Here is a 25,978-nt window from a genome sequence, read left to right on the forward strand (position 1 = left end):
AACCCGCTAATCCCGGCGAAAGCCGGGACCCAGATCTTTGGGCGCAAGGCGGTCGAGGTTGAAGGTCCGTGGTCATCCGACGCACCGGGGATGCGAAAGCACTGGGTCCCGGCTTTCGCCGGGATGAGCGGAGTTGGAGAAGCAACCGTTCGCCCTCTTGCGGGGGCGGATGAAAGCGTGAAGGGTCGGCGTATGATCGCCTCCCGTTCGCGCCTGTTCGCCGCCTCCCTGACCGTCCTCGCTCTGGCCCTGGCCCAAGGGGCTGTGGCGCAGCAAACAGGACCGGCCTCTGCGCCCGTCAATCCGTCCGACGCCCATCCTCCCGCCATCATTCTGGAGCCGGGCCAAACGCCCGACGTGGCGCCCGCCGAGGACGAACCGGAAGACGGCGCGCCGCAAACCGAAACGCCCGACGGCGATGTGGCCATCGACGTCGTGATCAACGACGAGCCGGCCGACCCGCCCATCCCTGAGATCTGGTCACCGATCCCGACCGACGCCCAGGGCCGCAGCGCCTACGGCCTCTATCTCGCCGGCAAACTGGCCCTGATGACGGGCGAGGGGGAGAAGGGCGCCGACCGGCTGGCGCAAGCCAACGCCCTGACGCCGGAACAGCCGCGCGTGCGCGAGCAGGCTTTCACTTCGGCCCTGCTGAGCGGCGATCTGGATGTCGCGGCGCGCCTGGCCCCGACTGCCGACGCTTCGCCCGCCTTCACCGAGGGCGGCCGGCTGATCTCGGCTGTTCAGGCCTTCGTCCATGGCGATCCCCGCGCCGCCAACGCCGCCCTGGCCGCCCGGCCCATCGCCGCCCCCCACAGCCGCGCCGGCCTGATGGTTGCGCCCTGGATCGCGGCCGCCGCCGGCGACTGGACCCGCGCCCTCGCCGCGCCCCCGACCCAGGGCGACGCCCTGACCCTGGCCTTCGCCCGCCAGAACCGCGCCCTGCTGCTGGAGAAGCGCCGCAACTACGCCGAGGCCGAAACCGAGCTGAAGGCCCTGTCCGACATGCCGACCATCGGCGTCCTGTTCCACCGCGCCTATGGCGAGTTCCTGGAACGACGTGGCAAGCGGGACGAGGCCTTGGCCGTCTATATCGCCGCTGTTCAGGGTCAGGCGGTCGATCTGGCCACCACCCGCGCCCTGGTGCGGGCGCGCTCCGGCGGGCGTCCCCCCGCTGCGCCGGACTTCCGCCAGGGCGCAGCCCAGGCCCTGACCACCGCCGCCGCCCAGGCCGTGGCCGAGCGCGGCAACGAGTTCGCGGTGGTCTATCTGCGCCTCGCCCTGAACCTGCATGAGGACGCCCCCACCCAGATCCAACTGGCCCAGGTGCTGGACCGGGTCGGGCTGAAGGCTGCGGCTCGCACCACCCTGTCGCGCGTCGGGCCCGAGGACCCGGTCCTCTACGCCAACGCCCGCGCCCAGCTGGCCCTCAATCTGGCCGAGGATGAACAGCTCGACGCCGCCTTGACGGAGTTGCGCGCCGCCGCTGCGGCCCAGCCTAACGACCCCCGTATCGCCTTGGTGATGGCCAGCCAGCTTCTGCAGCTGGAACAGTATCAGGAGGCGCTGGACCTGCTGAACGGCCCGCTGCTGAACACGGCCAACCAGGGCGCCCAGATCCACTTCCTGCGCGGCGTGGCGCTGGAATCCCTGAACCGCATCCCCGAGGCCGAGGCCGAGCTATGGGCGGCGCATCAGGCGGATCCGAACAACGCCGACACCCTGAACTATCTGGGCTATCTGTGGGTGGACCGGGGGCTGCGGGTCGATCAGGGCGCGGGCCTGCTGGCCCAGGCCCACGCCGCCGATCCTGAGAACGGCAATATTCAGGACTCCCTGGGCTGGGCCCAGTTCAAACAGGGCTATTTCGACACCGCCGTCGTCACCCTGGAGGAGGCGGCCGACAAGGAGCCCGCCAACGCCGAAATCAACGACCACCTGGGCGACGCCTATTGGCGGGTCGGCCGCCGCCGCGAGGCGGTCTGGCTGTGGAACCGCGTCCTGAGCCTGGACCCAGAGCCTGAGCGCAAGGTCGAGGTCGAACGCAAGATCGCCAACGGCCTCGACGACGCCTCGCCCGCGACCGGCGTTTCGCAGTAGGTCCTCGTACGTCCCATGTCCGCGCTTTCGGCCCTTGCTCCGGCCAAGATCAATCTGTTCCTGCACGTCGGCCCGGTGGACGCCGACGGCTATCATCCGCTGTCCAGCCTCGTCGCCTTCGCCGATGTCGGCGACCGGGTGACGGTCGAACCGGCGGAGCGGCTGTCGCTGACCGTGACCGGTCCGTTCGGCGCAGGCCTGGCGGCCGAGCCCGACAATCTGATCCTGCGCGCCCTTCGCGCTCTGGGCGAGGCGACGGGAACCGGTGAACCGCCGCTGAAGGTCACGCTGGACAAGCGTCTGCCCATCGCCGCCGGCCTGGGCGGGGGCTCGTCCGACGCCGGGGCGGCGTTGAAGCTGGCGCGTCGGGCCCTGGGGCTGGACCTCGACGATGCGGCGCTGGAGGCCGTGGCCGGCGTTATCGGCGCCGACGGTCCCATGTGCTTGCGGATGCGCACCGCCTGGGCCGAGGGCCGGGGCGATGTTCTGACCGACGAACCGCGCCTATCGCCGCTGTGGGCCGTCTTGTTCAATCCCGGCGTCCCGTCACCCACGGGGGCCGTCTACCGCGCCTATGACGCCGGCCCGCTCCGCGCCGCCGACCGGCCCGCGCCGCCTGGGGACTGGAGCCCGGCCGCCGTCATCGACTGGCTTGCGGGTCTCCGCAACGATCTTCAGCCGCCCGCCCAGGCCCTGACGCCCGCCATAGCCGACGCGGTTCGTGCGGTGGCGGCGACGCCCGGCGTGGCCCTGGCGCGCATGTCGGGCTCGGGCGCTACCGTCTTCGGCCTGTGCCGGTCCAGCGCGGACGCGGCCGCCGCCGCAACCTCTCTATCCGCCGCCCATCCGACCGCCTGGGTCGCCGCGACCCGCCTCGCCGCCGACTGAGCCATAAATCCCCAGCGCGTGTTGAAGCGGGCGGCGCCGGGCCCTATGGTCCGCCGTCCTTTTTCCAGCCCCTCCCGAGCCCGATTTGACCACCTCGACCGAGCCGCTCGCCTTCCAGGATCTGATCCTGACCCTGCACCGCTATTGGGGCGAGCAGGGCTGCGCCATTCTCCAGCCCTATGACATCGAGGTCGGGGCCGGCACCCTCCACCCCGCCACTGTCCTGCGCGCGCTCGGCTCAAAGCCGTGGAAGGCCGCCTATGTCCAGCCCAGCCGCCGCCCCGGCGACGGCCGCTATGGCGAAAACCCGAACCGCCTCCAACACTATTACCAATACCAGGTGATACTAAAACCGAACCCGGACAATCTTCAGGAGCTGTACCTGGGGTCGCTGGCGGCGATCGGGATCGATCCGAAGCTGCACGATATCCGCTTCGTCGAGGACGACTGGGAGAACCCGACCGTGGGGGCCTGGGGCCTGGGCTGGGAGGTCTGGTGCGATGGGATGGAGGTGACGCAGTTCACCTATTTCCAGGGCGTCGGCGGCATCGAGGTGGATGTGGTCTCGGGCGAACTGACCTACGGGCTGGAGCGTCTGGCCATGTATGTCCAGGGCGTGGACAACGTCTATGATCTCAAGTTCACCAAGGAGGGGCTGACCTATGGCGAGGTCTTCCTCGAGAACGAGCGTCAGCAGTCGGAAGCCAACTTCCACGGCTATGATGTGGACGGGCTGAAGCGCCGGTTCGAGGACATGGTGGCCGAGGTCTCGCGCCTTCTGGCCATGACCGGCCCGCAAGGCCAGCCCCTGGTCTTGCCGGCCTATGATCAGGTGCTGAAGGCCAGTCACCTGTTCAACCTGATGGACGCCCGCGGCGCCATCGCCGTCGCCGAACGCCAGAGCTACATCGGTCGCATCCGTGAACTCTGCAAAGCCTGCGCCCTGGCCTATGTCGAGCATGAGAAGGCCGCGTCGTGAGCACTGTTTCTGGAATCCTCTCCTTCGATCTGGCCGACATCAATCTGGAGCAGCACCCCGGCGAGCCGATCTCGCTGTTTTCGAGCGGCCGCGTGGAAATCGAAGGCCAGGAGTCGTGGGCCGAGGTTCGCATCCTCCGTCAGGCCGCTGACCTGAGCAGCCACCTGGCCTCGCAGCCCGGCGGCTGGCGCGGCGTGGTGGGGGTCAGCGAAGAGTGGTTCGGCATCCTGCAGAACGCCTTCCTGGCCCCGCGGCCCTTCCTGCTGAACATCGCCTTCAGTGCAGAGCCGGGTGCGGCTGACGCGCCGCTGGCCCTGCGGGACGTCGCCCTTACCCTGATGCGGTCTGCCGCTACGACCGAAGAGTCCGCCGCCTGATGCCCCAACTCCTTCTCGAAATCTTCTCCGAAGAAATCCCCGCCCGCATGCAGCAGGGCGCCGCGCGCGACCTGGAGCGCATGGTCTCCGACCGGCTGAAGGCCGCCGGCCTGACCTGGGATGCGCTGACGACCTACGCCGGGCCGCGCCGCCTGACCCTGGTCATCGACGGCCTGCCCGCCGCCACGCCCGACCGCGAGGAAGAGGTCAAGGGGCCGCGCGCCTCGGCCCCGGAACAGGCGCTGGAAGGCTTCCTGCGCAAGACCGGCCTGACCCGCGATCAACTGACCGAGCGTGACGGCGTCCTCTACGCCGTCCTGTCGTCCAAGGGGCAGCGCACTAAGGACATGCTCTTTGATGTCCTGCACGACGTTATCGGTAACTTCCCTTGGCCGAAGTCGATGCGTTGGGGCACGGGCCTTGTTAAATGGGTGCGACCGATCAAGCGCATTCTGTTTGTGTTCGATGGAGAGGTGGTCAAATTCAATCAAGGTAATGGTGCGCAAGTGATCGAAAGCGACGCCATCACCGAGGGCCACCGCTTCCTCGGCTCGGGCCAGTTGCTGAAGGTCAGCGACTTCGTCGACTACCGCACCCAGCTGGAAAAGAACTTCGTCCTGATCGACGTGGCCGACCGCAAGCTGCGTATCCTGGAACAGGCCAAGGCCGCCTGCGCCGCGCGCGGCCTGGTGCTGGTCGACGACGACGGCCTGCTGGACGAGGTGGCGGGGCTCGCCGAATGGCCGACCCCGATCCTGGGCGACATGGACCCGCAGTTCCTGGCCCTGCCGCCCGAGGTCGTGCGCCTGTCGATGAAGGTGCACCAGAAGTATTTCGCCGTCCGTGATCCGTCGAAGGACGGCCTGGCCCCCAACTTCCTCGTCGTCGCCAATGTCGAGGCCACTGACGGCGGCAAGGCCCTGGCCGCCGGCAACTCCAGAGTCCTGTCCGCCCGCCTGAACGACGCCCGCTTCTTCTGGGACGAGGATCAGAAGGTCGGCTTCGACGCCTGGAACGCCAAACTGTCCGGCGTCACCTTCCACGCCAAACTGGGCACATTGGCCGAGCGGGTCGAGCGCATCGCGGCGCTCGCCCGCGAAATCGCTCCCCTGGTGGGCGCCGACGCGGATGAAGCCGAGATGGCCGCCCGCCTGTCCAAGGCCGACCTGCTGTCGGGCATGGTCAGCGAATTCCCGGAACTGCAGGGGATCATGGGCGGCTATTACGCCCGTCTGGCCGGCCATTCCGACGCCGTCGCCGACGCCGTCCGCGACCACTACAAGCCGCAAGGCCCAGCCGACACCATCCCGACCGCGCCCGTCACGGTCGCCGTCGCCCTGGCCGACAAGCTGGACACCCTGGTCGGCTTCTTCGCCATCGACGAAAAGCCCACAGGCTCGAAGGACCCGTTCGCGCTGCGGAGAGCGGCGTTGGGGGTGATCCGGTTGGTGCTGGAGAATGGGGTTCGTCTTTCGATGGTCGACGTGGGCGAGAGAGCGGATTTCATTCGCGCTGAACAGCCGGCAGGGGCATTGGGCACCTTCAAGGCGCAAGACCTGACCTCCTTCTTCGCCGACCGCCTGACCGTCCTCCTCCGCGACCAGGGCCAACGCCACGACCTCGTCGCCGCCGTCTTCGCCCTGGGCGACGACGACCTCGTGCGCATCGTGCGCCGCGTAGAAGCGCTGGCCGCCTTCCTCGCCACCGACGACGGGGCCAATCTGCTGGCCGGCTACAAGCGCGCCTCCAACATCCTGCGCGCCGAGGAGAAGAAGGGACCCGTCCCGACCGGCATGGTCCAGACCGGTCTGCCGAACCAGCCCGAGCCCGAGACCGTCCTGGCTTTCGCCGTCGGCGCCGCCCGCACCGCCGTCGAGACCGCGCTGGAGACCGAGGATTTCGCCGCCGCCATGACCGCCCTGGCCGGTCTGCGCGCCCCGGTGGACCGGTTCTTCGAGGATGTGCTGGTCAACTCCGACGTGGCTGAGGAACGCGACAACCGGCTGAAGCTGCTGGGTCAGGTGCGGGAGGTGATGGGACAGGTGGCGGACTTCGGCCAGATCGCGGGCTGAGCCGGGCCCCCTCCGTCTCGCCGCTACGCGGCGATCCACCTCCCCCAAGGGGGGAGGATCTCTGTCATCACGGCGCGCATTCCTCCCCCGTTGGGGGAGGGGGACCGCCGCGCCTCTTGCGCGGTGGTGGAGGGGGCCTGACGCAGACGAGGTCTAGCCCGACGCCCCCAACCGCCCTAAACCTCGCGCTCACTCCGTCGGACCCGCCTTGACCCCAGTTTCGGACATTGCCGCCAAAACCCCCGCCTGGGTCTGCGCGCCCGGCGTGCTGAAGGTCCCCTTCCTCGACGTCTTCCTGAACGACTACGACCTGCGACGCCTGCCGGGGGCGGAGGTCCAGGCCGTGCTGGGCTGGGGCATGAAGCCCACCGCCGCCGCCGGCCGTCGCTGGGCGGAAGCGAACAATCGGCCCTATGTCGCGCTGGAAGACGGTTTCCTGCGCTCGGTCGGGATAGGAGAGGCGGGGGCCGCCAGCCTCAGCCTGATCGTCGATGACCTCGGCGTCTATTACGACGCCACCCGGCCCAGCCGCCTCGAACATCTTATCCAGACCGCCGACGCCTGGTGCGACGCCGCCATGACCGCCCGCGCCCGCGCCCTGATCGATCGGATCGTCGCCTCGGGCGTGTCCAAGACCAATATGGGCGGGCCGCTGGATCCCGGCCTGCTGCGGCCCGGCCGACGCGTCCTGATCGTGGACCAGACCTTCGGCGACGCCTCCATCGGCTACGGCCTGGCGAGGCAAGACAGTTTCGACGCCATGGTCGCCGCCGCCCGGCGCGACGAACCCGACGCCCAGCTGATCGTCAAACGCCACCCGGCGGTCGCAGCGGGCAGGAAGCGTGGCTGCGTCACGGACCTTGCGGGCGTCACCCTGGTGGACGCCGATGTGCGGCCCGCCGACCTGCTGGCGGCGGTGGACGCCGTCTATTGCGTGACCTCTGCCTTGGGGTTCGAGGCCCTGTTGCGCGGCCTGCCGGTGCGCTGTTTCGGGGCGCCCTTCTATTCCGGCTGGGGTCTGACGACCGACGCCGTGGCCACCGGCCGACGCGGCGTCGCCCGCACGGTGGAACAGGTCGCCGCCGCCGCCCTGATCGCCTACAGCCGCTATGTCGATCCCGTCACCGGCGAGCGGTGCGAGGCTGAACAGGCGCTGGAGCGGTTGATCGCCCTGCGTGACCGCGCCGACCGTCTGGCGGGACCCTGGTCCGCCGTCGGCTTCGCCCCGGCCAAACGCCCGCCGGTGCGTCGCCTGCTGAACTCGCCCAAGGCGCGGATGCGATACTTCATGTCGCCGTCGCGCGCCGCCGCCCACGCCTCCGCCACAAATGGCCGGCTGATCTGGTGGGCGGGCAAGGAGAGCGAGGCCGTGCGGCGGGCCGCCGACGCCTTTAGCGGCCCGACCGTCCGCATGGAGGACGGCTTCATCCGTTCGCGCGGCCTGGGGTCGGACTTCGTCGGCGCCCTGTCGGTCGCCCTGGACGACCAGGGCGTCTATTACGACCCGTCGCGCCCGTCGCGGCTGGAGACCCTGATCGAGACGACGGACGCGACGCCGGAGCAACTGGCCCGCGCCGCCGCCCTGCGGACCCGCATCGTCGAGGCGGGCCTGTCGAAATACAATCTGAAGGGCCAGGCTCCGGCCGATTGGCCTCTGGACCGCGACATCCTTCTGGTCGTCGGCCAGGTCGAGAACGACAAGTCGATCCTGCTGGGCTGCGAACCCGATCTGGCCACCAACTCCGCCCTGGTCGAGGCGGCGCGGGCCGATCATCCCGACGCCTTCCTGGTCTATCGCAACCACCCCGACGTCCTGGCGGGCAACCGGCCGGGCCGGCTGGAGGCCTCGGCCCTGGCCTCGGTGGACGCCAGCGCGGACGGGCTGGACATCATCGACTGCCTGAACGCCTGCGCGCGGGTGGCGACCCTGACCTCCCTGACCGGGTTCGAGGCCCTGATGCGGGGCAAGGCGGTGTCGGTCTATGGCCGGCCCTTCTATGCGGGCTGGGGCCTGACCGACGACCGGCTGGGGTTTGCGCGCCGTACCCGGCGCGCCACGGTCGATCACCTGATCCTGGCCGCCCTGATCCACTATCCCCTCTATGTCACGCCGACGGGCTGGCCCTGCGAGGCCGAGGATCTGGTCCAGGCCCTGATCGCCGCCCGCGACCAGCCGCCGCCCAAGGCGCCGCGCGGCCAGATCCAGCGCTGGGCCGCGGGGATCATCGCCTCTCTCGACCGCAGGCCGCCGCCGTCCTATTGAAGGCGTTCGTAAAGGAAACCCTCTTCCGGTCGCGCAACGACAGGACGAGCGTTTCCTCAAGCAGCGAGGCGCCGCGCGCCGAGCGTTAGGAAAAGCAAGAACGTGCAACACGCCGTCATCGCCGCAACCGGCCTCTTCACCCCCGAACAATCGGTCTCCAACGCCGAACTGGTCGACAGCTACAACGCCTGGGCCGACGGCTGGAACGCCCGCCACGCGGCCCAGATCGAGGCCGGGGAACTGGAGGCGAAGTCGCACTCCTCGCCCGAGTTCATCGAAAAGGCCTCGGGCATCAAACAGCGGTTCGTGCTGGATAAGGCCGGGGTGATCGACCCTGAACGGATGGCCCCCAACCTGCCGGAACGCAGCAACGAGGAACTGTCGATCCTGGCCGAGATGGCGGTCAAGGCCGCGCGTCAGGCCATCGAGGCCTGGGGCAAGCCGGTCAGCGAGATCGGCGCCGTCCTGTGCGCCGCCTCCAATATGCAACGCCCCTATCCGGCCATGGCCATCGAGGTGCAGCAGGCGCTGGGGATCGAGGGTTTCGCCTTTGACATGAATGTGGCCTGTTCTTCCGCCACCTTCGGCATCAAGACGGCGGCGGACTTCATCGCCGGCGGCTCGGTCAAGGCCGTGCTGATGGTCAACCCCGAGGTCTGTTCGGCCCACCTGAACTTCACCGACCGCGACAGCCATTTCATCTTCGGCGACGTGGCCACGGCCGTGGTCGTGGAATCTTCCGAGACGGCGGGGCCGGGCGGCTGGGACGTGCTGGGCACACGGCTGAAGACGGTGTTCTCGAACAATATCCGCAACAATTTCGGCTTCCTGAACCGCAACGCGCGCGACACCGACCAGATGGATTCGCCGGTCGCCGACGACAGCGTCCAGAACGACAAGCTGTTCATCCAGCAGGGCCGCAAGGTCTTCCGCGACGTCGTGCCGATGGTCTCGGACATGATCGTCGACCACGCCGGTGAACTGGGCCTGAATCCGCACGAATTGAAGCGGTTGTGGCTGCACCAGGCCAACATCAACATGAACACCATGATCGGCAAGAAGGTGCTGGGCCGCGAGCCGTCGTCGGATGAGAACGTCATCATCCTGGACGACTACGCCAACACCTCCTCGGCCGGCTCGATCATCGCCTTCCACCTGCACAACGACGGCTTCGCGCCGGGCGAGACCGGCCTGATCTGCAGCTTCGGCGCCGGCTATTCCGCCGGGACGGTGTTCGTGCGCAAACGCGGCTAGGCAAGCGGGTCGCGGTCAGGCGGCTTTCAGGCAGGTGTCGATCTGCTGGATTGCTGCGGTGTTCATGGCGTCCAGGCGCTCTGCGGCGTTGTTCGCCGCGGCGTCGGCCAGCGCCTTATCCACGGCCAGGACCCCGACGGCTCCCGGCGGCGGGGGCGGCGGGGGCGGCGGCGGCGGGGGGGCTGCGCCTTGTCTTAGCCGGGACGCCTCGCCCCTCGCATTGTTCATGAAGGCCTCGATCCCCTCTTTCGAGATCGCCCGACCGGTCCGGCGGGTCAGGAACTCGGAATAGACCGTGTCATAGCCGTTCCCCACGCTCATATAGGCGCCGCGATAGACGGCGAGTGCAGTGCGCTCCTTGTCCGTGGCGATCCCGCCCGCCACGCGCTGCTCGATCAGGGCGATGGCTTGAAGGGTCTTGGCGTCCATCCCCGTCATAGCCGCCCGGCTGAGGCAGGCCGTCTTGCCCAGGGCGTTGACCCAGGCCTCGGGACCGCCCTCGTTCACCAAGGGTTCTAATGCCCCTAGCGAAGTGCCGGTCAGGGCGCCGAGGAAGATGTTGTCGGCGTGGGCGCCCAGCCCTGCCGCTCCAGTCGTATAGGTCGTGGCGGCCCATATGCCGATATTGAACATCCGGCGCTGGCCGTTCGCCCTCTCGAACCCTTGCGCATAATAGCCGATCAGCTGCTGTCCGAAATGGTGGGCTTCCGTCATCGAGGTTACCGCCGGAAGACTGTCATAAGGCGAGGCTGCCCGGCCTTGCATCCCCATGGTTCCGCATCCGCCGAGGCTTATCAGGCCTGCGACGAGCGCCAGTAGTCCGAAACGACGCATAGTGATGTCCTCCCTGTAATTGTTGTTGAGAACAACGATATCTGAAATTTTAATCCATGCAACCTATGATTGGTTTTTGCTCGATGCCGGGTCGCCGCAGGCCGCTATTCATCATCGGCGTTCGATCTGACGGTGTTGGGGCCGAAACGGGTCCAGGGCCGGAGAACCAAAAAGTTTGACCGCCGTTACGTCAGGTTAATCCTGATCTGGGAGGATAATTGCTCAGGCCACGCTTGAATCCTGTACGGGTTTTTGCGAGGCCTTTGATTGTCGAGAACAGGGGAGTTCCCAGATGGCTCAGACGACACCGAAGACGGTGCTGGAAAGCCTGGCCCAGGATATCGCCGCCGTGCTGAAGAGCATGGGCGGTTCGGCCCATCAGAATCTGGTCGTGGACTGTGTCGCGGCCCTCAGACGTCAGCGCGGCGAGGCGGTGAACACGCCCGACCTGCGTCAGAAGATCATCGAGACCTTCGAACAGTACCGCGACTGGTTCGTGCGTCCGTTCGGCGAAGGCTCGCAGCGCTGGGCCTTAGCGGGCGACCTCGCTTAAACACAAAACAAAAGGCGCGCTCCTTGTGGAGCGCGCCTTCGTTATTTCGCCTGACCGTCGGGATCAGAAGCGACGGATGTAGCTGACCGAATAGGCGTCGGCCTCGCCCGCGTCGTCGCGGTAGTCGCGACGGGTCCAGTCGGCTCGCACGCCGTTCACGCCGTCGAGGTAGTAGTTGGCGCCGGCGCCGTAGTTCCAGCTGTCGCCGCCCACGTCGGTATTGGCGCCCGGGAAATCCTGCTTCAGTTCGGTATGGCCGTAGCCGCCGCGCGCAAACAGCTCCAGCTTGTCCGACACCGGGTATTTGCCGACCACGTAACCGGCGGCGTCCCACTCGTGCTTGATCGAGCCGTCGACGCCGGCGACGGTGAAGTCGTCGTCCTTCACGCCGACCGAGGCTTCGGTCTCGACGGCCAGGTAACGGTTCAGGTTTACGCCCAGGCGACCGGTGACGGCGCCCGTGGTTGCATTGTCGCCTTCAAGATGAGTGTAGCCCAAAGAACCGTATCCGCGCGGCTCGGGATTAGTTTGAGCAAATGCGGGCGCGGCGATTGCAGAGACAGCGACAGCGGCGAGAATAATGTTACGCATTGTTTCTTATTAACTCCTAGATGTGATGACCGGTTGGATCATCAGCCCCATCCAGCGAGTGCTTAAATAGGTGACGCTGTCGTCTGTTCCATAGGTAGTTTTGGCATTGCATCGTCTGTGCGCGCCGAGACACACACTGTGTTCCGTCAAGTGCGACAGAAATGCGACGCGCAACGAAAAGGGGCGGCGTCTCGCGACGCCGCCCCTGGCTCAGACCCTGGCTGACGGATCAGCGGTCCTTTTCACGCTCCACATTCAGCGCCGCCTGGGCCGCCGCCAGTCGCGCGATCGGCACGCGGTAAGGCGAGCAGGAGACGTAGTCCAGGCCGGCCTTCTCGCAGAAGGTGATCGACGACGGATCGCCGCCGTGCTCGCCGCAGATGCCCAGTTTCACCTCGGGCCGCACCGCGCGACCCCGCTCGGCCGCGATCTCGATCAGGCCGCCGACGCCGTCCTGGTCCAGACGCACGAACGGGTCGGTCTCGAAGATGCCCTTGTCCAGATAGGCCTGCAGGAACCGCCCCGAATCGTCGCGGCTGATGCCGAAGGTCGTCTGGGTCAGGTCATTGGTGCCGAAGCTGAAGAACTGGGCGTATTCCGCCAGGTCCCCGGCGCGGATGGCGGCGCGGGGCAGTTCGATCATGGTGCCGACCAGATAGTCGACGCTGTCGCCGGCGTCGGCGAACACGGCCTTGGCCGTGCGGTCGGTCAGTTCGCGCAGGTACTTCATCTCCAGGCCGAGGGCGACCAGCGGGTGCATGATCTCCGGGATCGGCGCCTGGCCCGAGGTCTTCTTCACCTCCAGCGCGGCCTCCAGCACGGCCCGGACCTGCATCTCGTAGATCTCGGGATAGGCCACGCCCAGGCGGCAGCCGCGGTGGCCCAGCATGGGGTTGGTCTCGTGCAGCTCCTTGGCCCGGCGCTTCAGCTTGTCGGCGTCGATGCCCGACGAGGCGGCCAGGGCGTCGATGTCCTCGTCCGTGTGCGGGATGAACTCGTGCAGCGGCGGGTCGAGCAGGCGCACCGTCACCGGCAGGCCGGCCATGATCTCGAACAGCTCTACGAAGTCCGATTTTTGGAACGGCGCAATCTTGGCCAGGGCCGTGCGGCGCCCGGCCTCGTCGTCGGCCAGGATCATCTCGCGCACGGCGGCGATCCGGGTGTCGTCGAAGAACATGTGCTCGGTCCGGCACAGGCCGATGCCCTCGGCGCCGAAGCCGCGCGCGGTCTTGGCGTCCAGCGGCGTCTCGGCGTTGGCGCGCACCTTCAGGCGGCGCACCTTGTCGGCCCAGGCCATCAGGGTCTGGAAGTCGCCGGTCAGCTCGGGCTCGATCATCGGCACGGCGCCGTCCAGCACCTCGCCCTTCGAGCCGTCGATGGTGATGATCTCGCCGGCCTTGAAGCTGCGGCCGCGTGCGGTGAAGACGCCCCTGGCCTCGTCGATATGGATCTCCCCGGCGCCAGAGACGCAGGCCCGGCCCATGCCGCGCGCCACCACGGCGGCGTGGCTGGTCATGCCGCCCCGCGCCGTGACGATGCCGCGGGCGGCGTGCATGCCGTGGATGTCCTCAGGCGAGGTCTCCTCGCGCACCAGGATGACCGCCTCGCCCAGGCCGGACATCCGCTCGGCCTCGTCGGCGTCGAACACGATCTTGCCGGTGGCCGCGCCGGGCGAGGCGGGCAGGCCGGCGGCGACGACGGTGCGGGCCGCATCCGGGTCCAGGGTCGGGTGCAGCAACTGATCGAGCGCCGAGGGCTCGACCCGGCTGATCGCCTCTTCCTGGGTGATTACGCCTTCGGCCGCCAGATCGACGGCGACCTTCAGGGCCGACTTGGCGGTGCGCTTGCCGTTGCGGGTTTGCAGCATCCAGAGCCGGCCCTGTTCGACCGTGAACTCGATGTCCTGCATGTCGCGGTAATGGCTCTCCAGCGTGTTCACCACCGTGACGAACTGGCCGAACACCTCGGGCATGGCCTCTTCCATCGAGGGGGCGGTCTCGCCCATCTCCTCGCGGCCGATCTTGGTCAGGGACTGGGGCGTGCGGATGCCCGCGACCACGTCTTCGCCCTGGGCGTTGATCAGGAACTCGCCATAGAGCCGCGCCTCGCCGGTCGAGGGGTTGCGAGTAAAGGCCACGCCGGTGGCCGAGGTCTCGCCCATATTGCCGAACACCATCGACTGGACGCTGACGGCCGTGCCCCAGCTTTCGGGGATGTCGTGCATGCGGCGATAGAATTTCGCTCGGTCGTTCATCCAACTGGCGAAGACGGCGCCGACCGCGCCCCACATCTGGTCGCGCGGATCCTGCGGGAAGGGGTGGCCCAGTTCGCGTTCGACCACGGCCTTGTAGTCGACGACGATCCGTTCCCAGTCCTCGGCCTTCAGGTCGGTGTCGACGCTGACGCCCAGCCGATCCTTGTGCGCGTCCAGAACCTCTTCGAAGTCGTCGTGGCTGAGGCCCAGCACCACGTTCGAGTACATGGTGATGAAGCGCCGGTAGGAATCAAAGGCGAAGCGCCGGTCGCCCGACAGCTTGGCCAGCCCCTCGACCGTCTGGTCGTTCAGGCCCAGGTTCAGCACCGTGTCCATCATGCCGGGCATCGACGCCCGCGCGCCAGAGCGAACCGAGACCAGCAGCGGGTTCTCGACGTCGCCGAAGGTCTTGCCGACAATGGCTTCGACCTTGGCCAGGGCGGCCTTCACCTGGTCTTCCAGATCGGCGGGATAGGTCTCGCCGTTGGTGTAGAAATAGGTGCAGACCTCGGTCGTGATGGTGAAGCCTGGCGGGACGGGCAGCCCCAGCGAGGACATTTCGGCGAGGTTCGCGCCCTTGCCGCCGAGAAGGTTCTTCATCGACGCGTCGCCGTCGGCGGACCCGCCGCCGAAGCCGTAAACCCACTGAGTCATCTATAGCCCCTGAGCTAGGAGAAGGTTCGGCGGGTTGGCCCGCTCGCAGATGCAACATGATCTAGCGCGGCGAAACCGGCTTGGCCATGGCGGATGTAACAATGCGTGAGCGGGAAACCGGTTTCCCATGCTCAGGCGTCACATCCCCGTTCGCCTTCGCGAACGGGATGCGAGGTCATCGGCTTTCGCCGACCCGGAACAGCAAAGACCCGTCGCCGTAGGAATAGAAGCGGTAGCCGTCGGCGACGGCGTGGGCGTAGGCGCTCTTCATCGCAGCCTGGCCGGCGAAGGCGCTGACCAGCATGAAGAGGGTGGATTTCGGCAGGTGGAAATTGGTCATCAGCACGTCAACGGCGCGGAAACGGTAGCCCGGGGTGATGAAGATGGCGGTGTCGCCGTGGAAGGGGCGGATTTCGCCGGCCTCGGTCGCAGCGGATTCCAGCAGGCGCAGCGAGGTGGTGCCGACGCAGACGATGCGGCCGCCGGCGGCGTGGACGGCGTTCAGGGCGGCGGCGGTGTCCGGCGAGACCTCGCCCCATTCGCTGTGCATCTTGTGGTCGGCCAGGTCGTCGGCCTTGACCGGCAGGAAGGTGCCGGCGCCGACGTGCAGGGTGACGGCGTGGGTGGAGACGCCCCTGGCCCGGATCGCCTCGAGCAGGGCGGGCGTGAAATGCAGGCCCGCCGTGGGGGCGGCGACTGAGCCGTCGTGTTCGGCGAAGACGGTCTGATAGTCCGACCGGTCGCGATCGTCCTCAGGCCGTTTGGCGGCGATATAGGGGGGCAGGGGCATGACCCCGACAGCGCGGATCGAGTCGTCCAGGGCCGGGCCCGAGACGTCGAACTTCAGGGTGATCAGGCCGTCGTCGCCCTTGGCCGTGACCGTGGCGTCGAGACGGCCCAGGTCGCAGGCGGCGTCGGTTTCCTGTCCGAAGCGGATTCTATCGCCGGGCTTGATGCGTTTGCCGGGCTTCATGAAGGCGGACCAGACATCTGGGGCGTCGCGGTGGTGCAGGGTGGCCTCAACCGCGACGGTCAGGATTTCGCCCTCAAGACCGGTGCGCTGGCGGACGCCCGACAGGCGGGCGGGGATGACGCGGGTGTCGTTGAAGACCAGGGCGTCGCCCGGCCGCAGGAAGTCGGGCAGGTCGCGGATGATGCGGTCGTCCAGGGCGCCGTCCTTGACCACCAGCAGGCGGGCGGAATCGCGCGGATCGGCGGGACGCAGGGCGATGCGGTCCTCGGGCAGGTCGAAGTCGAAATCGGCGGTCTTCATCAGGCGGGGCACAGGCCACGCCGCGCGCGAGGGGTCAAGAGGCGGGCGAGCGGGCGGGCAGATCCGGGGCGTCGGGCGGCGGCGGATTCCGCGACAGGTCGGCGATGAGCGTGTTCATTTCGCCGATCTCACGCACCTGGGCCTCGATGATATCGTCGGCGAGCGCGCGCACGCGCGGATCGCGGATATGAGCACGCTCGCTGGTCATGATGGCGATGGAGTGGTGCGGGATCATGGCCTTCATATAGGCGAGGTCGCCGACGGTGGCCTGGCTGCGGACCAGCCACAGGGAGCCGGCGAAGACGACCACGGCGCCCGCGACGATCATCTGTTTGACGCGCGGCTTCTCGTACATCGACCACATGAAGCCGATCATAATAGCGGCCATGACGGCGCCCATCAGCAGGGCCATGTAGAGCCGCGTCTCACTGAAACGGACGTGTTCGATCTGATAGGTGTTCAGATACATCAGGCCGTACATGACGACGGTGGAGACCGCGATCATGGCGGCGAAACGGCGATAGCTCATGGGAACCTCGATGAGAGCCTGTGCGGGATCTGTCAGAAGGACAATGCGAGTGCGCCGGGAATGATCCGGCTGAACCTTCCGACCCAGCGCGTGTTTAGCGGACATGAAAACCCTCGCACTCCTCCCGTCCGTCCTCATCGGCGCCGTCGCCAGCGCCCGGTCCATGACGCCCATGGCGGCCATTGCGGGGGCGCGGCTGGCGCACCGGGAGACGCCGGGGCGGCTGGTGCTGCTGGATCATCCGCTGTTCAAGTTCGGCGGTCTGGCCATGGGGGTGGGCGAGCTGTTCGGCGACAAGATGAAGTCGGCGCCGGATCGGACGGTCTTCCTGGGACTGTTGGCGCGGGTGATGAGCGCGGGGATCGCCGGGTCTGCGCTGGCGCCGCGCGGGCGTGAGAAACTGGGCGCGGCCCTGGCGGTTGGGACGGCCGTGCCGTTGGCTTATCTGGGGCTGGCGGGGCGGAAAAAGGCGATGAAGCGGATCGGGCAGACGAAGAGCGGGCTGATCGAGGATGTGGTTATCGTGGCGGCCGGGGCGGCGGTGGTGAGCTGGGCGGTGGGAGCGTTCGACCAAGGGCGGTGAGCGGGTATGATAGGGACCAACTAATCAGGAGCCCTCCCCATGATCACCCGTATCCAGCCCGGCGCCCGTATGAGCGAAGCCGTGGTTCACGGCGACACCGTCTATCTGGCCGGACAGGTCGGGGAGCCCGGCGACGATGTGATCGCCCAGACGAAGACGGCGCTGGCCGAGGTGGACGCCCTGCTGGCCCAGGCGGGCAGCGACAAGTCGAAGATCCTGATGGCCCAGATCTGGCTGGCCGACATCGCCGATTTCGACGCGATGAACAGCGTCTGGGACGCCTGGGTCGATACGGCCAATCCGCCGGCCCGCGCCACGGGCGAGAGCCGGCTGGCCTCGCCGGACTACAAGGTCGAGGTGATCGTCATCGCCGCCAGGGGCTGACGGGGCGGGGGATAAGGCGGTTGACCCGGCGGGTTGCAGACTGCAAACCGCCGCCATGCTTCAGAACCTCGAAATCCTCGCCCGTGAGGCCAAGTCCTGGCCGTTCGAACAAGCCCGCAATCTGCTGGCCCATGTTTTGAAAAAGCGGCTGGGCGAGAGCGAGCGGGCCGAGGCGCGGGCGCTGATCGATGCGGGCAAGGCCGACGAGGCCTTGGCGAAGTTCGAGGCTCTGCGGCGGCCGGTGGTGCTGGAGACCGGATACGGGCCGTCGGGCCTGCCGCACATGGGCACCTTCGGCGAGGTGGCGCGGACCACCATGGTGCGCAACGCCTTCCGGGCGCTGACCGGCGACCACTGGCGCACGCGACTGATCGCCTTCAGCGACGATATGGACGGGCTGAGGAAGGTTCCGGAAGGCGTGCCGAACCCGGAGATGCTGCGCGAGGACCTGAACCTGTCGCTGACCCGGGTGCGCGATCCGTTCGGCACGCACGACAGTTTCGGGGCGCACAATAATGCGCGGCTGCGGGCCTTCCTGGACTCGTTCGGCTTCGACTACGAGTTCATGAGTTCGACCGAGACCTACAAGTCCGGCGTGTTCGACGCGACCCTGCTGACCCTGCTGGAGCGGTTCGACGCGGTCATGGCCATCATGCTGCCGACCCTGGGCGAAGAGCGGCGGGCGACCTATTCGCCCTTCCTGCCGGTCAGCCCGATCACGGGCCATGTGCTGCAGGTGCCGACTCTGGAGCGGAATGTCGAGAAGGGGACCATCGTCTTCGACGATCCGGCCGGCGGGCGCACCGAGCTGCCGGTCACGGGCGGCCATGTGAAGCTGCAATGGAAGCCGGACTGGGCCATGCGCTGGGTCGCGCTGGACGTCGACTACGAGATGTCGGGCAAGGACCTGATCGAGAGCGTGCGCGAGAGCGGCAAGATCTGTCGCGCGCTGGGCGGCACGCCGCCGGAAGGGTTCAACTATGAACTGTTCCTGGATATCGAAGGCAAGAAGATCTCCAAGTCCAAGGGCAACGGCCTGACGATGGACGAATGGCTGCGCTACGGCACGCCGGAGAGCCTGAGCTGGTACATGTTCCAGTCGCCGAAGTCGGCCAAGAGCCTGCACTTCAACGTCATTCCGCGCGCCATCGACGACTATCTGGCCTTCATCGAGAGCTACAAGACCCAGGAGCCGGCCAAGCGGATCGACAACGCGGTCTGGTCGATCCATGCGGGTGAACCGCCGACCCATACCTCGCCGGTGTCGTTTGCGCTGCTGCTGAACCTGGTGGGGGTGGCCAACGCCTCGACCAAGGACCAGCTGTGGGCCTATTTCGCCAAATATCTGCCGGAGGCGACGCCGCAGAACGAGCCCCTGCTGGACCAGCTGATGGACCGGGCGTTGAACTATTACGAGGACTTCGTGAAGCCCTCGAAGGCGTATCGCCTGCCCGATGACAAGGAGAAGGCGGCGCTGCTGGATCTGGCGGAACGGCTGAAGGCGTTGCCGGCGGACACCACGGACGGCGAGCTGATCCAGAACGAGGTCTATGCGGTGGGCAAGGCGCATGAGTTCGAGCCGCTGCGGGCCTGGTTCGGGGCGCTGTACGAAGTGCTGCTGGGCGCCAGCCAGGGGCCGCGCTTCGGGTCTTTCGCGGCCATCTACGGCCTTTCGCAGACCATCGCCCTGATCGAGGCGGGCGCGCGCGGCGAATTGGCGCAAGCTTGACGTAAGGTAATATTTCTTAACTGTAACGCGATGGTATGTGGGCGTGGCCGGGGAGGCGACGTGCGTTACGAGATCGACGAACAGGCTCGGATCCTGTGGATGGACCTGGTCTCGGCCGGGTCAGCCGACAAGGTACTGACGGCGACGGTGGCGCTGATTACGGCGCGGCCCGAGCTGTGCGGCTGGGATTGGATCGTCGAATGCGAGCCCGTGCCCGACGACGCCGGGACCCAGCATCTGGCCCAGTTGTCCGAGGCTTGGGGGCCGCCGCCGGAGTTGGAGGCGGTCACGGTCTTCGTCACCCAGGATCGGCTGTTGCACCTGTGGGCCCGGGTGATGGACTTCCAGTTCGTCCGCCGAAAGCACTTGGTCGAGCGCGACATTGAGGCCGCGCGCCGATTGATCGAACGCCGACGCGCCCTGCGGCCGCTAAGATGAACCGAAAATAACGGCGAAGCTCCGGGAGCCTTCAGGTTCGGCCGGGCATTGTCTCCACATCGGCAAACCCGATGACAGGAGATACAGTGATGTCGAGCAAGTTTCTGAAGACGGGTCTGGCCACGGCTGCGGCCCTGGCCGCCCTGGTGACCGCCGCCCCGATGGCCGCCCAGGCCCAGGCCAATGGCGTGACCAACTGCGACGCCCCCGGCGGTCGCCAGCGCGCGGGCGCCCTGATCGGCGCCGTGGTCGGCGGCGTGGTCGGCTCGAACCTGGCGCGCAATGAGCGCACGGCCGGGACCGTGGTCGGCGCCGGCGCCGGCGCGGCGGCAGGTTCCTATATCGGCTGCAACCAGCAACGCACCCGCGCCGCGGCCCAGGCCAACGCCAACACCTATCGCGCCGGCACGAACCTGCGCATCCGCAGCGGCCCCGGCACCGGCTTCCGCCAGGCGGGCAGCCTGTCGGCCGGCCAACAGTTCACGGCCGTCGCCTCGCAAGGCGACTGGATCCAGATCGCCGGCGGCGGTTGGGTCAACGCCAACTATGTGACCCGCTAAGGGTCGCTTTCGGAAAGGCCGTTTCGGCGGCGGGGCCGTTCATGCCCCGTCCTGTTCCCGCCGCCGGGACAGTCGCAAGGCTCGCGGTTCGCCGTTGGAGCCTGGCCCCGTCCGGGTCGCCGGGCGGGGCATTTTACTGACTGACCCACAGGATGCGGGCCATCCATTCGATCTCGCGCCGGGGCACGACGCGGGGCGGATAGTCGGGATTGATCGAAGACAGGGTGGCGGCGCGGGCCGTCAGTCCAGTCACCTCCTTAGCCACCACCTCGCCCGAGGTCAGGCGGACCACGACCCGGTCGCCACGCCGCACGGCGGGGTCGCCGCGGTCGACGATGACCCGGTCGCCCTCGCGGTACAGGGGCGCCATAGAATCCCCTGTAATGCGCAGGCTGAAAGTGGTGGGGGTGACCTGCGGCAGGTCGGTCTGGTCCCAGCCGTCGCCGGTCGGCAGGCCCGCATCGTCGAAGAAGCCGTCCAGACCGGCCCGGGCCAGACCCAGCAGAGGCACGGTCGCCCGGCTCGGCGGCGCGTCCTCGGCCAGGGCCGCGAACTCGGCCAGGGAAACCCCGGTCGCCTGGAGGATCAGGGTCATGCTTTCGGTCGAGGGCCAGCGGGGACGCGGCGGATCCCCGGCGCCGAACCGTTTCGACGGATTGAAACTGGTCGCATCCAGCCCCGCCCGCCGCGCCAGCCCCGACGGCGACAATCCCTCGCGCCGCGCCAGGGCGTCCACGGCCTTCCACAGTTTGGCGTGCGACAGGGGCATGGGGGTCCCGAGGATGAGTCGGGAGGGAGTTTAGGGGATGGGGGTAGGAATATCTACCTAGCTATACGTTGCGCATACTCGTCGGCCGCTTTGCGGTCCTGCCAGACGAAGAAGGTGCCGACAGCGATGCAGATTATGATCAGATAGCCGATCAGGTTCATCGCCGTATAGATCGACGTCAGCGGCGCCTGGTTCGTGGTCACGATCATGATGTGGCCCATGACGGCGATCAACTGAAGGCCGGCCGCCCAGGTCGGCCAAGAGTGCGGGGATCGCCAAGCGATAGCGACGAGCGCCAGAAGCGTAGCAGTATCGATTGCGAATAAACCGTAGGGCCAGTCGCGAAAACCGGCGTTCTCTTGAGCGACAAGAGAAGCGAACCAAGCAAACAGGTAAACGCCTGCTCCCATCTTCTCACGGGGGCCGCCTTTCAGAAAGGCGAACAGTCCCATAACAACCATGAATATGGCGCCTACAACTGCGTAACCCATATTAATCATGCAAATCGCCCCCGCGCTGTGTGCACGGGGGCGATAATGACCGAATTCTGGTTAAGCTGAAATGTCAGTCTGCTAAGCTTACCAAGAATTCACCCGACAGAGCGGAGGCGGTTGAGCGGGCGTGCGTCCTCCGGATCGAGCCAATCGTCGGGCTTGCCGATCGGGCCGGCGGCGTAGGTTCCGAAGCCCATGCGGCGGTGGTCTTTTTGGAGTTCGGCGTGGCAGGCGACGATGGAGTCGCGAGCGGCGGCGAGGGCGGCGATGGTTTCCATGGCCTTGGCTTGCGACGCCGTGGCGGCGACGGGCGAAAGCGAGAGGGCGGCGCGGGCGCCGATGAAGGATTGCACCAGAACGGTCGCCTGGGTGATGGCGGCGTCGATGGCGTGTTCAGTCGCATGCAGATCGCCAGCGACGCTGGCGATGACTTCAGTCCGTTCCATTAGAAAAGCCCCTCAAACTAAGGTTTACAATGGATGAATCTTAACACGGCTTAACCATATCCGATAGAGTCTTGTTAACCATTTAAGCAATCGCGCACACAAGGCGCGACGTTCGTCGATCCTTGTCTTGTAAAGCTTTGGGGGAGGGGCGGGGGCGCTGGAAATCCCTAGGGATTGTCCAGCAGGAAATGGGCGGTGAGGGAGGCGATGGGTTGGTTGCGGGCCTCCTGCCAGGCCTCGGCCTGGACATGGGCGACGCGGCGGCCGGCGCGGCTGATGCTCGCGCGGGCGAAGACGTCGACCGGGCGGCCGGTGCGCAGATAGGCGACGGTGACATTGATCGGGCGGGGCAGGCGCGGGCTGGGGAAGGCCAGGGCGACCTGGGCCATGGCCGTCATCTCGAGCAGGGCCGCCGTCGAGCCGCCGTGAAGGGCGGGCAGCATGGGATTGCCGATCAGCCGGTCGGCGAAGGGCAGAATGACGGTGACCTCGTCCCCGCTGACCAGGGTCTGGAGGTTCAGGAAGCGGGCGTAGGGGATGCGGTCGAGAAGGTCGCTCATGCTGCAATCTCGTCTCGTGCGGCGCGCGTGCGGTTCAGGACATAGGCGGACTGGGCGGCGGCGACGGGGTCCGACGGATCGACCTCGAAGGCCCAGGCGCGGACGAAGGCGATGGTGGGCGTCAGGCGGAAGCATTTCGCCTGGGCCAGCAGGTCCATGCGCGGATGGGCGGCGCGCATATAGTCCACCCGCAGGTCCAGGGTGGCGATGGGCTGGAACTCGTCCATGGCGGTCCACACGGCCAGGCCGCCGATATGATCCAGCAGGGTGGTGACGAGGCCGCCGGCCAGGACCCCCGTGTCGGGATCCCCGACAAGGTCTTCGCGCCAGGGGACGCGAATGCGGGGATCGCCGTCGTGCAGGCCGTCGAAGACGAAGCCCAGGGCGCCGGTGTGGGCGGAGCCCGCCGCGAGCTGGGGCAGGATGGTGTCGACGAAACTGTCGTGCATGCGAACGGATGTCCGTGAAGCCGATGATCGTCTCCTGTATGGAGGGGGGACCCGACGGCGTCGAGAGCGTTACGGTCCCATGATCCGCCCCGAAGACCTGCTGCACCCCACGCCCGCCGGCCTGTATTGCCCGCCGGGCGACTTCTACGTCGATCCGGTGCGGCCTGTGGACCGGGCGGTGATAACCCATGGCCATTCAGACCATGCCCGGGCCGGGCATGGCGTGGTCCTGGCCACGCGACAGACCCTGGCCATCATGGCGGAACGATACGGCGCCGAGTTCGCCGGGCGACAGCAGTCGGTCGAATACGGCGAGGATTCTGCGATCAACGGCGTGGACCTGAGGCTGGTCCCGGCCGGTCATGTACTGGGTTCGGCCCAGGTCGAGGTGAAGTGGAAGGGGCTGACCATGGTGGTGTCGGGCGACTACAAGCGCCGGCGCGACCCGACCTGTCCGGCCTTCGAGCCGACGCCCTGCCATGTCTTCATTTCGGAGGCGACCTTCGGCCTGCCGGTGTTCCGCCACCCGCCGGCCGAGGAGGAGATCGGGCGGTTGGTGCGCTCGCTGGGACAGTTTCCCGAGCGGGCCCATCTGGTCGGGGCCTATGCCCTGGGCAAGGCGCAGCGGATCATCATGAGCCTGCGCGAGGCGGGGTGGGAGCGGCCGATCTATATCCACGGGGCGATGGAGCGCCTGAACGCCCTGTATGAACGCGAGGGGATCGACCTGGGGCCGATCCTGCCGGCGCGCGGTCTGGGAAAAGGGGTGTTGGGCGGCGATGTGGTGATCGCCCCGCCGTCGGCGATACAGGACCGATGGGCGCGCAGCTTCGCCGATCCGGTGACGGCCTTCGCTTCCGGCTGGATGGGGGTGAGGGCGCGGGCGCGCCAAAAGGGGGTGGAACTGCCGCTGGTGATCTCCGACCACGCCGACTGGGGTGAGTTGATCGCCACCTTCGAGGAGCTGAAGCCGGACGAGGTGTGGATCACCCACGGCCGCGAAGAAGGGCTGCTGCGCTGGGCGGAGCTGAACGGCCAGAAGGCGCGGGCGCTGCGCCTGGTCGGCTATGACGAGGAGGACGAAGAGACGCTGGAGGTCCGGCCGGACTGACGGCGGATCAGCCCGCCTTGCGCCTGGACGTGGATTGGCGGTGCTCGACCCGTTCAGCGCTGGCCAGGGCGGCGTTCATGGCCATGCGCAGACGTTCCGGCTTGATCGGCTTTTCGACCACGGCGGCCATGCCGACGGACAGATAGTGTTTGGCGTCTTCCGGATCGGCATTGGCGGTCAGGGCCACGATGGGGACGCAGCTGACGGGGCCGTCCAGGGCGCGAATGGCCTGGGTGGCCTGGACGCCGTCCATGCGCGGCATCTTGATATCCATCAGGATCAGGTCGTAGCGGTTTTCCTGAACGGCCTGGAGCGCCTCGAGCCCGTCCTCGGCCAGTTCCGAGCTGCAGCCGAACATCTCGCACAGAGCTTGGGCCACGACGCGGTTAGTGGCGTTGTCGTCGACGATCAGAATGTGGGGCGTGGACTGCAGGTTCAGCTCGGACAGGTCCGACACGTTCGACGGCGTCTCGACTGCGGCGACGGCGCGTCGCGCGGCCAGGTCGAAGGCGAAGGTGGCGCCTTGCCCCTTGTTGTTCTCGGCCCAGATGCGGCCGCCCATCCGGTCGATCACCTGGCGGCAGATGGACAGGCCCAGGCCGGCGCCGTCGGGGCCGGATCCATGGACGAAGGGTTCGAAGATGGAATCGACGCGGTCGCCGTCCACGCCCGGGCCGTCGTCGCGGACGCGGGCCTCCATATGGACCTGATCGCCCTCGACCCAGGCCTTGAGCCGCGCCTCGACCAGACCGTTGCGAGCGAATTTGAGGGCGTTGCCGATCAGGTTGCTGAACACCTGTTTCAGCCGCACGCCGTCGATGACTGCCGCCAGCTCGGTGTCGCCTTCGTAACCGACCATTAGGGTCACGCCGTCCTGGGATGCGCGCGGCTCCCACAGGGCCTGGATGTCGTCCATGACGGCGCGCAGTGGCGTGGGGGCGGGGCTCAGCTCCAGCTCGCCGGCCTCGGCTTTGGACAGGTCCACGGCGTCCTGAAGAATGCGCAGCAGGCTTTCGGAAGAGTCGACGATGGTCTGGACGTGGGCCTGGGCCGCCGCGTTCAGGGGTTGGCGGCGCAGCAGTTCGGCGACGGCGAGCACGCCGTTCATCGGAGTGCGCAACTCGTGGCTCATGATGGCCAGAAACTGGCTCTTGGCGCGGGCGGCGGCGAGGGCCTGGGCGCGGGTGTCGTCGAGGATGGCGGCCTGGTCGGCCATCTGGGCGTCATGCGCGCGCTGGCGATCCGTCGCGACCTTGAGCAGTGTGGCGGCCGTTCCGACGCCATGATAGCGGCCGGCCTTGGTGACGATGAAGCCGCGCAATAGGGCGGCGGGACCGCCCTTCAGAATAATGTCGCAGAAGGCGTCCATTTGGACGTCGCCTTCGACCACCGCAGGTTCGGGGTCCATAGCGAAGCTGATGGGGCGGCCGTCGTAGAGGGCGTGGCCGAAACGGCCGGCGATCTTTTGCAGGAAGGCGGTGCGTTCGACGAGGCCGACGGGGCGGTCATTCTCGACAACCGGAATGACCAGCGTGTCCGGTTCGCGCTCGAACCGGGCGAGGACCTGGCAGCCGAGGGTCGACGGCGCGACCGGCTGCGTCTGCTCTGAAAGGGTCTCGATAATCGGCATACTGCCTAGAACTCCTTACTCCAGCTGGTTATGCACAGGCAGCGCTTGCGGATTAGTTAAGCCGGATCAAAAAGTTTCGTCCGTTACAAGCGGTGTCATAGGCGGATTTTGCGCCGGGCCCCGGTCTGGTGTAGAAGGCCGCCCCGACCCATGTAGGGTCCTCATCCCTTTGAGCATGCGCGCGGCCGACCGGCCGACCGCAGA

At 67.4% G+C, this 25,978-nt stretch carries 25 protein-coding genes; 14 read left to right on the forward strand and 11 right to left on the reverse strand.

The window, feature by feature from the left end:
* Positions 1 to 192: 192 nt before the first annotated feature.
* The 7 genes from ACW17X_RS00430 (at position 193) to ACW17X_RS00460 (ending at position 9,933) form a co-directional block, all read left to right on the forward strand.
* Positions 193 to 2,100, forward strand: a complete 1,908-nt coding sequence (locus ACW17X_RS00430; RefSeq protein ID WP_492098917.1) for a tetratricopeptide repeat protein — start codon at positions 193 to 195, stop codon at positions 2,098 to 2,100.
* A 15-nt stretch (positions 2,101 to 2,115) separates the two neighbouring features.
* The gene (locus tag ACW17X_RS00435; protein ID WP_492098918.1) at positions 2,116 to 2,988 is read left to right on the forward strand and encodes a 4-(cytidine 5'-diphospho)-2-C-methyl-D-erythritol kinase; all 873 of its coding nucleotides are present in this window, start codon (positions 2,116 to 2,118) and stop codon (positions 2,986 to 2,988) included.
* An 85-nt stretch (positions 2,989 to 3,073) separates the two neighbouring features.
* Positions 3,074 to 3,967, forward strand: coding sequence for a glycine--tRNA ligase subunit alpha (locus tag ACW17X_RS00440; RefSeq protein WP_492087497.1), 894 nt, complete (start codon positions 3,074 to 3,076; stop codon positions 3,965 to 3,967).
* Positions 3,964 to 4,344, forward strand: a complete 381-nt coding sequence (locus tag ACW17X_RS00445) for a hypothetical protein (protein WP_492098919.1) — start codon at positions 3,964 to 3,966, stop codon at positions 4,342 to 4,344. Before ACW17X_RS00440 ends, ACW17X_RS00445 begins: the two co-directional genes overlap by 4 nt.
* Positions 4,344 to 6,416 (forward strand): glycine--tRNA ligase subunit beta, encoded by a 2,073-nt coding sequence (glyS, locus tag ACW17X_RS00450; protein ID WP_492098920.1) that lies wholly within the window; start codon positions 4,344 to 4,346, stop codon positions 6,414 to 6,416. Before ACW17X_RS00445 ends, glyS begins: the two co-directional genes overlap by 1 nt.
* A gap of 208 nt (positions 6,417 to 6,624) precedes the next feature.
* On the forward strand, positions 6,625 to 8,679 hold the full coding sequence (locus ACW17X_RS00455; RefSeq protein ID WP_492098921.1) for a capsule polysaccharide biogenesis protein: 2,055 nt from the start codon (positions 6,625 to 6,627) through the stop codon (positions 8,677 to 8,679).
* Between the two features lie 102 nt (positions 8,680 to 8,781).
* Entirely contained in the window at positions 8,782 to 9,933 is a 1,152-nt protein-coding gene (locus ACW17X_RS00460; protein ID WP_492098922.1) for a beta-ketoacyl-ACP synthase III, read from the forward strand.
* A gap of 15 nt (positions 9,934 to 9,948) precedes the next feature.
* Here ACW17X_RS00460 and ACW17X_RS00465 read toward each other — a convergent pair whose 3' ends face one another.
* The gene (locus tag ACW17X_RS00465; protein WP_492098923.1) at positions 9,949 to 10,647 is read right to left on the reverse strand and encodes a hypothetical protein; all 699 of its coding nucleotides are present in this window, start codon (positions 10,645 to 10,647) and stop codon (positions 9,949 to 9,951) included.
* Between the two features lie 412 nt (positions 10,648 to 11,059).
* Between ACW17X_RS00465 and ACW17X_RS00470 the strand changes: the two genes are divergently transcribed.
* A complete protein-coding gene (locus ACW17X_RS00470) occupies positions 11,060 to 11,320 on the forward strand; it encodes a hypothetical protein (protein WP_492098924.1) in 261 nt (86 codons plus the stop codon).
* Positions 11,321 to 11,383: 63 nt separating this feature from the next.
* On the opposite strand, the gene ACW17X_RS00475 is transcribed toward ACW17X_RS00470, so the two are convergent.
* From ACW17X_RS00475 to ACW17X_RS00490, 4 genes are all read right to left on the reverse strand, one after another.
* Positions 11,384 to 11,911 (reverse strand): porin family protein, encoded by a 528-nt coding sequence (locus tag ACW17X_RS00475; protein ID WP_492098925.1) that lies wholly within the window; start codon positions 11,909 to 11,911, stop codon positions 11,384 to 11,386.
* 229 nt (positions 11,912 to 12,140) lie between these two features.
* Entirely contained in the window at positions 12,141 to 14,819 is a 2,679-nt protein-coding gene (gene ppdK / locus ACW17X_RS00480) for a pyruvate, phosphate dikinase (protein WP_492098926.1), read from the reverse strand.
* Between the two features lie 175 nt (positions 14,820 to 14,994).
* Positions 14,995 to 16,092, reverse strand: coding sequence for a tRNA preQ1(34) S-adenosylmethionine ribosyltransferase-isomerase QueA (gene queA / locus ACW17X_RS00485; protein WP_492098927.1), 1,098 nt, complete (start codon positions 16,090 to 16,092; stop codon positions 14,995 to 14,997).
* 34 nt (positions 16,093 to 16,126) lie between these two features.
* On the reverse strand, positions 16,127 to 16,621 hold the full coding sequence (locus ACW17X_RS00490; protein WP_492098928.1) for a DUF305 domain-containing protein: 495 nt from the start codon (positions 16,619 to 16,621) through the stop codon (positions 16,127 to 16,129).
* A 103-nt stretch (positions 16,622 to 16,724) separates the two neighbouring features.
* Between ACW17X_RS00490 and ACW17X_RS00495 the strand changes: the two genes are divergently transcribed.
* The 5 genes from ACW17X_RS00495 to ACW17X_RS00515 all read left to right on the forward strand — a co-directional run bounded on the left by ACW17X_RS00495 (position 16,725) and on the right by ACW17X_RS00515 (position 20,315).
* Positions 16,725 to 17,204, forward strand: a complete 480-nt coding sequence (locus ACW17X_RS00495) for a hypothetical protein (RefSeq protein ID WP_492098929.1) — start codon at positions 16,725 to 16,727, stop codon at positions 17,202 to 17,204.
* Positions 17,205 to 17,243: 39 nt separating this feature from the next.
* Entirely contained in the window at positions 17,244 to 17,588 is a 345-nt protein-coding gene (locus tag ACW17X_RS00500; protein WP_267514057.1) for a RidA family protein, read from the forward strand.
* 55 nt (positions 17,589 to 17,643) lie between these two features.
* Entirely contained in the window at positions 17,644 to 19,317 is a 1,674-nt protein-coding gene (locus tag ACW17X_RS00505; protein WP_492098930.1) for a lysine--tRNA ligase, read from the forward strand.
* Between the two features lie 60 nt (positions 19,318 to 19,377).
* Positions 19,378 to 19,755, forward strand: coding sequence for a hypothetical protein (locus ACW17X_RS00510; protein ID WP_492098931.1), 378 nt, complete (start codon positions 19,378 to 19,380; stop codon positions 19,753 to 19,755).
* An 89-nt stretch (positions 19,756 to 19,844) separates the two neighbouring features.
* The gene (locus ACW17X_RS00515) at positions 19,845 to 20,315 is read left to right on the forward strand and encodes an SH3 domain-containing protein (protein WP_271164135.1); all 471 of its coding nucleotides are present in this window, start codon (positions 19,845 to 19,847) and stop codon (positions 20,313 to 20,315) included.
* Positions 20,316 to 20,448: 133 nt separating this feature from the next.
* Here the strand turns inward: ACW17X_RS00515 and ACW17X_RS00520 are convergent, their stop codons facing one another.
* The 5 genes from ACW17X_RS00520 to ACW17X_RS00540 form a co-directional block, all read right to left on the reverse strand.
* A complete protein-coding gene (locus tag ACW17X_RS00520) occupies positions 20,449 to 21,084 on the reverse strand; it encodes a S24 family peptidase (protein ID WP_492087485.1) in 636 nt (211 codons plus the stop codon).
* Positions 21,085 to 21,137: 53 nt separating this feature from the next.
* Positions 21,138 to 21,545, reverse strand: a complete 408-nt coding sequence (locus ACW17X_RS00525) for a hypothetical protein (RefSeq protein ID WP_492098932.1) — start codon at positions 21,543 to 21,545, stop codon at positions 21,138 to 21,140.
* Between the two features lie 128 nt (positions 21,546 to 21,673).
* Positions 21,674 to 22,024: a hypothetical protein gene (locus ACW17X_RS00530; RefSeq protein ID WP_492098933.1), complete on the reverse strand. Its 351-nt coding sequence runs from the start codon at positions 22,022 to 22,024 to the stop codon at positions 21,674 to 21,676.
* 167 nt (positions 22,025 to 22,191) lie between these two features.
* On the reverse strand, positions 22,192 to 22,584 hold the full coding sequence (locus ACW17X_RS00535; protein WP_492098934.1) for a PaaI family thioesterase: 393 nt from the start codon (positions 22,582 to 22,584) through the stop codon (positions 22,192 to 22,194).
* Positions 22,581 to 23,033, reverse strand: coding sequence for a PaaI family thioesterase (locus ACW17X_RS00540; RefSeq protein ID WP_492098935.1), 453 nt, complete (start codon positions 23,031 to 23,033; stop codon positions 22,581 to 22,583). Before ACW17X_RS00540 ends, ACW17X_RS00535 begins: the two co-directional genes overlap by 4 nt.
* 79 nt (positions 23,034 to 23,112) lie before the next feature.
* Here ACW17X_RS00540 and ACW17X_RS00545 point away from each other — a divergent pair, with 79 nt between their 5' ends.
* Positions 23,113 to 24,144, forward strand: a complete 1,032-nt coding sequence (locus ACW17X_RS00545) for a ligase-associated DNA damage response exonuclease (RefSeq protein WP_492098936.1) — start codon at positions 23,113 to 23,115, stop codon at positions 24,142 to 24,144.
* Between the two features lie 7 nt (positions 24,145 to 24,151).
* Here ACW17X_RS00545 and ACW17X_RS00550 read toward each other — a convergent pair whose 3' ends face one another.
* Positions 24,152 to 25,774, reverse strand: coding sequence for a response regulator (locus ACW17X_RS00550; protein WP_492098937.1), 1,623 nt, complete (start codon positions 25,772 to 25,774; stop codon positions 24,152 to 24,154).
* Between the last annotated feature and the right edge of the window lie 204 nt (positions 25,775 to 25,978).

It is taken from the genome of Brevundimonas sp. FV1ye4L, assembly GCF_058681255.1.

What these genes read in the sequence shown, in the direction of transcription:
- ACW17X_RS00430 (WP_492098917.1), top strand. Translation starts at nt 193, where the DNA reads ATGATCGCCTCCCGTTCGCGCCTGTTCGCCGCCTCCCTGACCGTCCTC.
- ACW17X_RS00435 (WP_492098918.1), top strand. Translation starts at nt 2,116, where the DNA reads ATGTCCGCGCTTTCGGCCCTTGCTCCGGCCAAGATCAATCTGTTCCTG.
- glyS (WP_492098920.1), top strand. Translation starts at nt 4,344, where the DNA reads ATGCCCCAACTCCTTCTCGAAATCTTCTCCGAAGAAATCCCCGCCCGC.
- ACW17X_RS00465 (WP_492098923.1), bottom strand. Translation starts at nt 10,647, where the DNA reads ATGACGGAAGCCCACCATTTCGGACAGCAGCTGATCGGCTATTATGCG.
- ACW17X_RS00470 (WP_492098924.1), top strand. Translation starts at nt 11,060, where the DNA reads ATGGCTCAGACGACACCGAAGACGGTGCTGGAAAGCCTGGCCCAGGAT.
- ACW17X_RS00475 (WP_492098925.1), bottom strand. Translation starts at nt 11,911, where the DNA reads ATGCGTAACATTATTCTCGCCGCTGTCGCTGTCTCTGCAATCGCCGCG.
- ppdK (WP_492098926.1), bottom strand. Translation starts at nt 14,819, where the DNA reads ATGACTCAGTGGGTTTACGGCTTCGGCGGCGGGTCCGCCGACGGCGAC.
- queA (WP_492098927.1), bottom strand. Translation starts at nt 16,092, where the DNA reads ATGAAGACCGCCGATTTCGACTTCGACCTGCCCGAGGACCGCATCGCC.
- ACW17X_RS00490 (WP_492098928.1), bottom strand. Translation starts at nt 16,621, where the DNA reads ATGAGCTATCGCCGTTTCGCCGCCATGATCGCGGTCTCCACCGTCGTC.
- ACW17X_RS00495 (WP_492098929.1), top strand. Translation starts at nt 16,725, where the DNA reads ATGAAAACCCTCGCACTCCTCCCGTCCGTCCTCATCGGCGCCGTCGCC.
- ACW17X_RS00500 (WP_267514057.1), top strand. Translation starts at nt 17,244, where the DNA reads ATGATCACCCGTATCCAGCCCGGCGCCCGTATGAGCGAAGCCGTGGTT.
- ACW17X_RS00505 (WP_492098930.1), top strand. Translation starts at nt 17,644, where the DNA reads ATGCTTCAGAACCTCGAAATCCTCGCCCGTGAGGCCAAGTCCTGGCCG.
- ACW17X_RS00515 (WP_271164135.1), top strand. Translation starts at nt 19,845, where the DNA reads ATGTCGAGCAAGTTTCTGAAGACGGGTCTGGCCACGGCTGCGGCCCTG.
- ACW17X_RS00520 (WP_492087485.1), bottom strand. Translation starts at nt 21,084, where the DNA reads ATGCCCCTGTCGCACGCCAAACTGTGGAAGGCCGTGGACGCCCTGGCG.
- ACW17X_RS00525 (WP_492098932.1), bottom strand. Translation starts at nt 21,545, where the DNA reads ATGGTTGTTATGGGACTGTTCGCCTTTCTGAAAGGCGGCCCCCGTGAG.
- ACW17X_RS00530 (WP_492098933.1), bottom strand. Translation starts at nt 22,024, where the DNA reads ATGGAACGGACTGAAGTCATCGCCAGCGTCGCTGGCGATCTGCATGCG.
- ACW17X_RS00535 (WP_492098934.1), bottom strand. Translation starts at nt 22,584, where the DNA reads ATGAGCGACCTTCTCGACCGCATCCCCTACGCCCGCTTCCTGAACCTC.
- ACW17X_RS00540 (WP_492098935.1), bottom strand. Translation starts at nt 23,033, where the DNA reads ATGCACGACAGTTTCGTCGACACCATCCTGCCCCAGCTCGCGGCGGGC.
- ACW17X_RS00545 (WP_492098936.1), top strand. Translation starts at nt 23,113, where the DNA reads ATGATCCGCCCCGAAGACCTGCTGCACCCCACGCCCGCCGGCCTGTAT.
- ACW17X_RS00550 (WP_492098937.1), bottom strand. Translation starts at nt 25,774, where the DNA reads ATGCCGATTATCGAGACCCTTTCAGAGCAGACGCAGCCGGTCGCGCCG.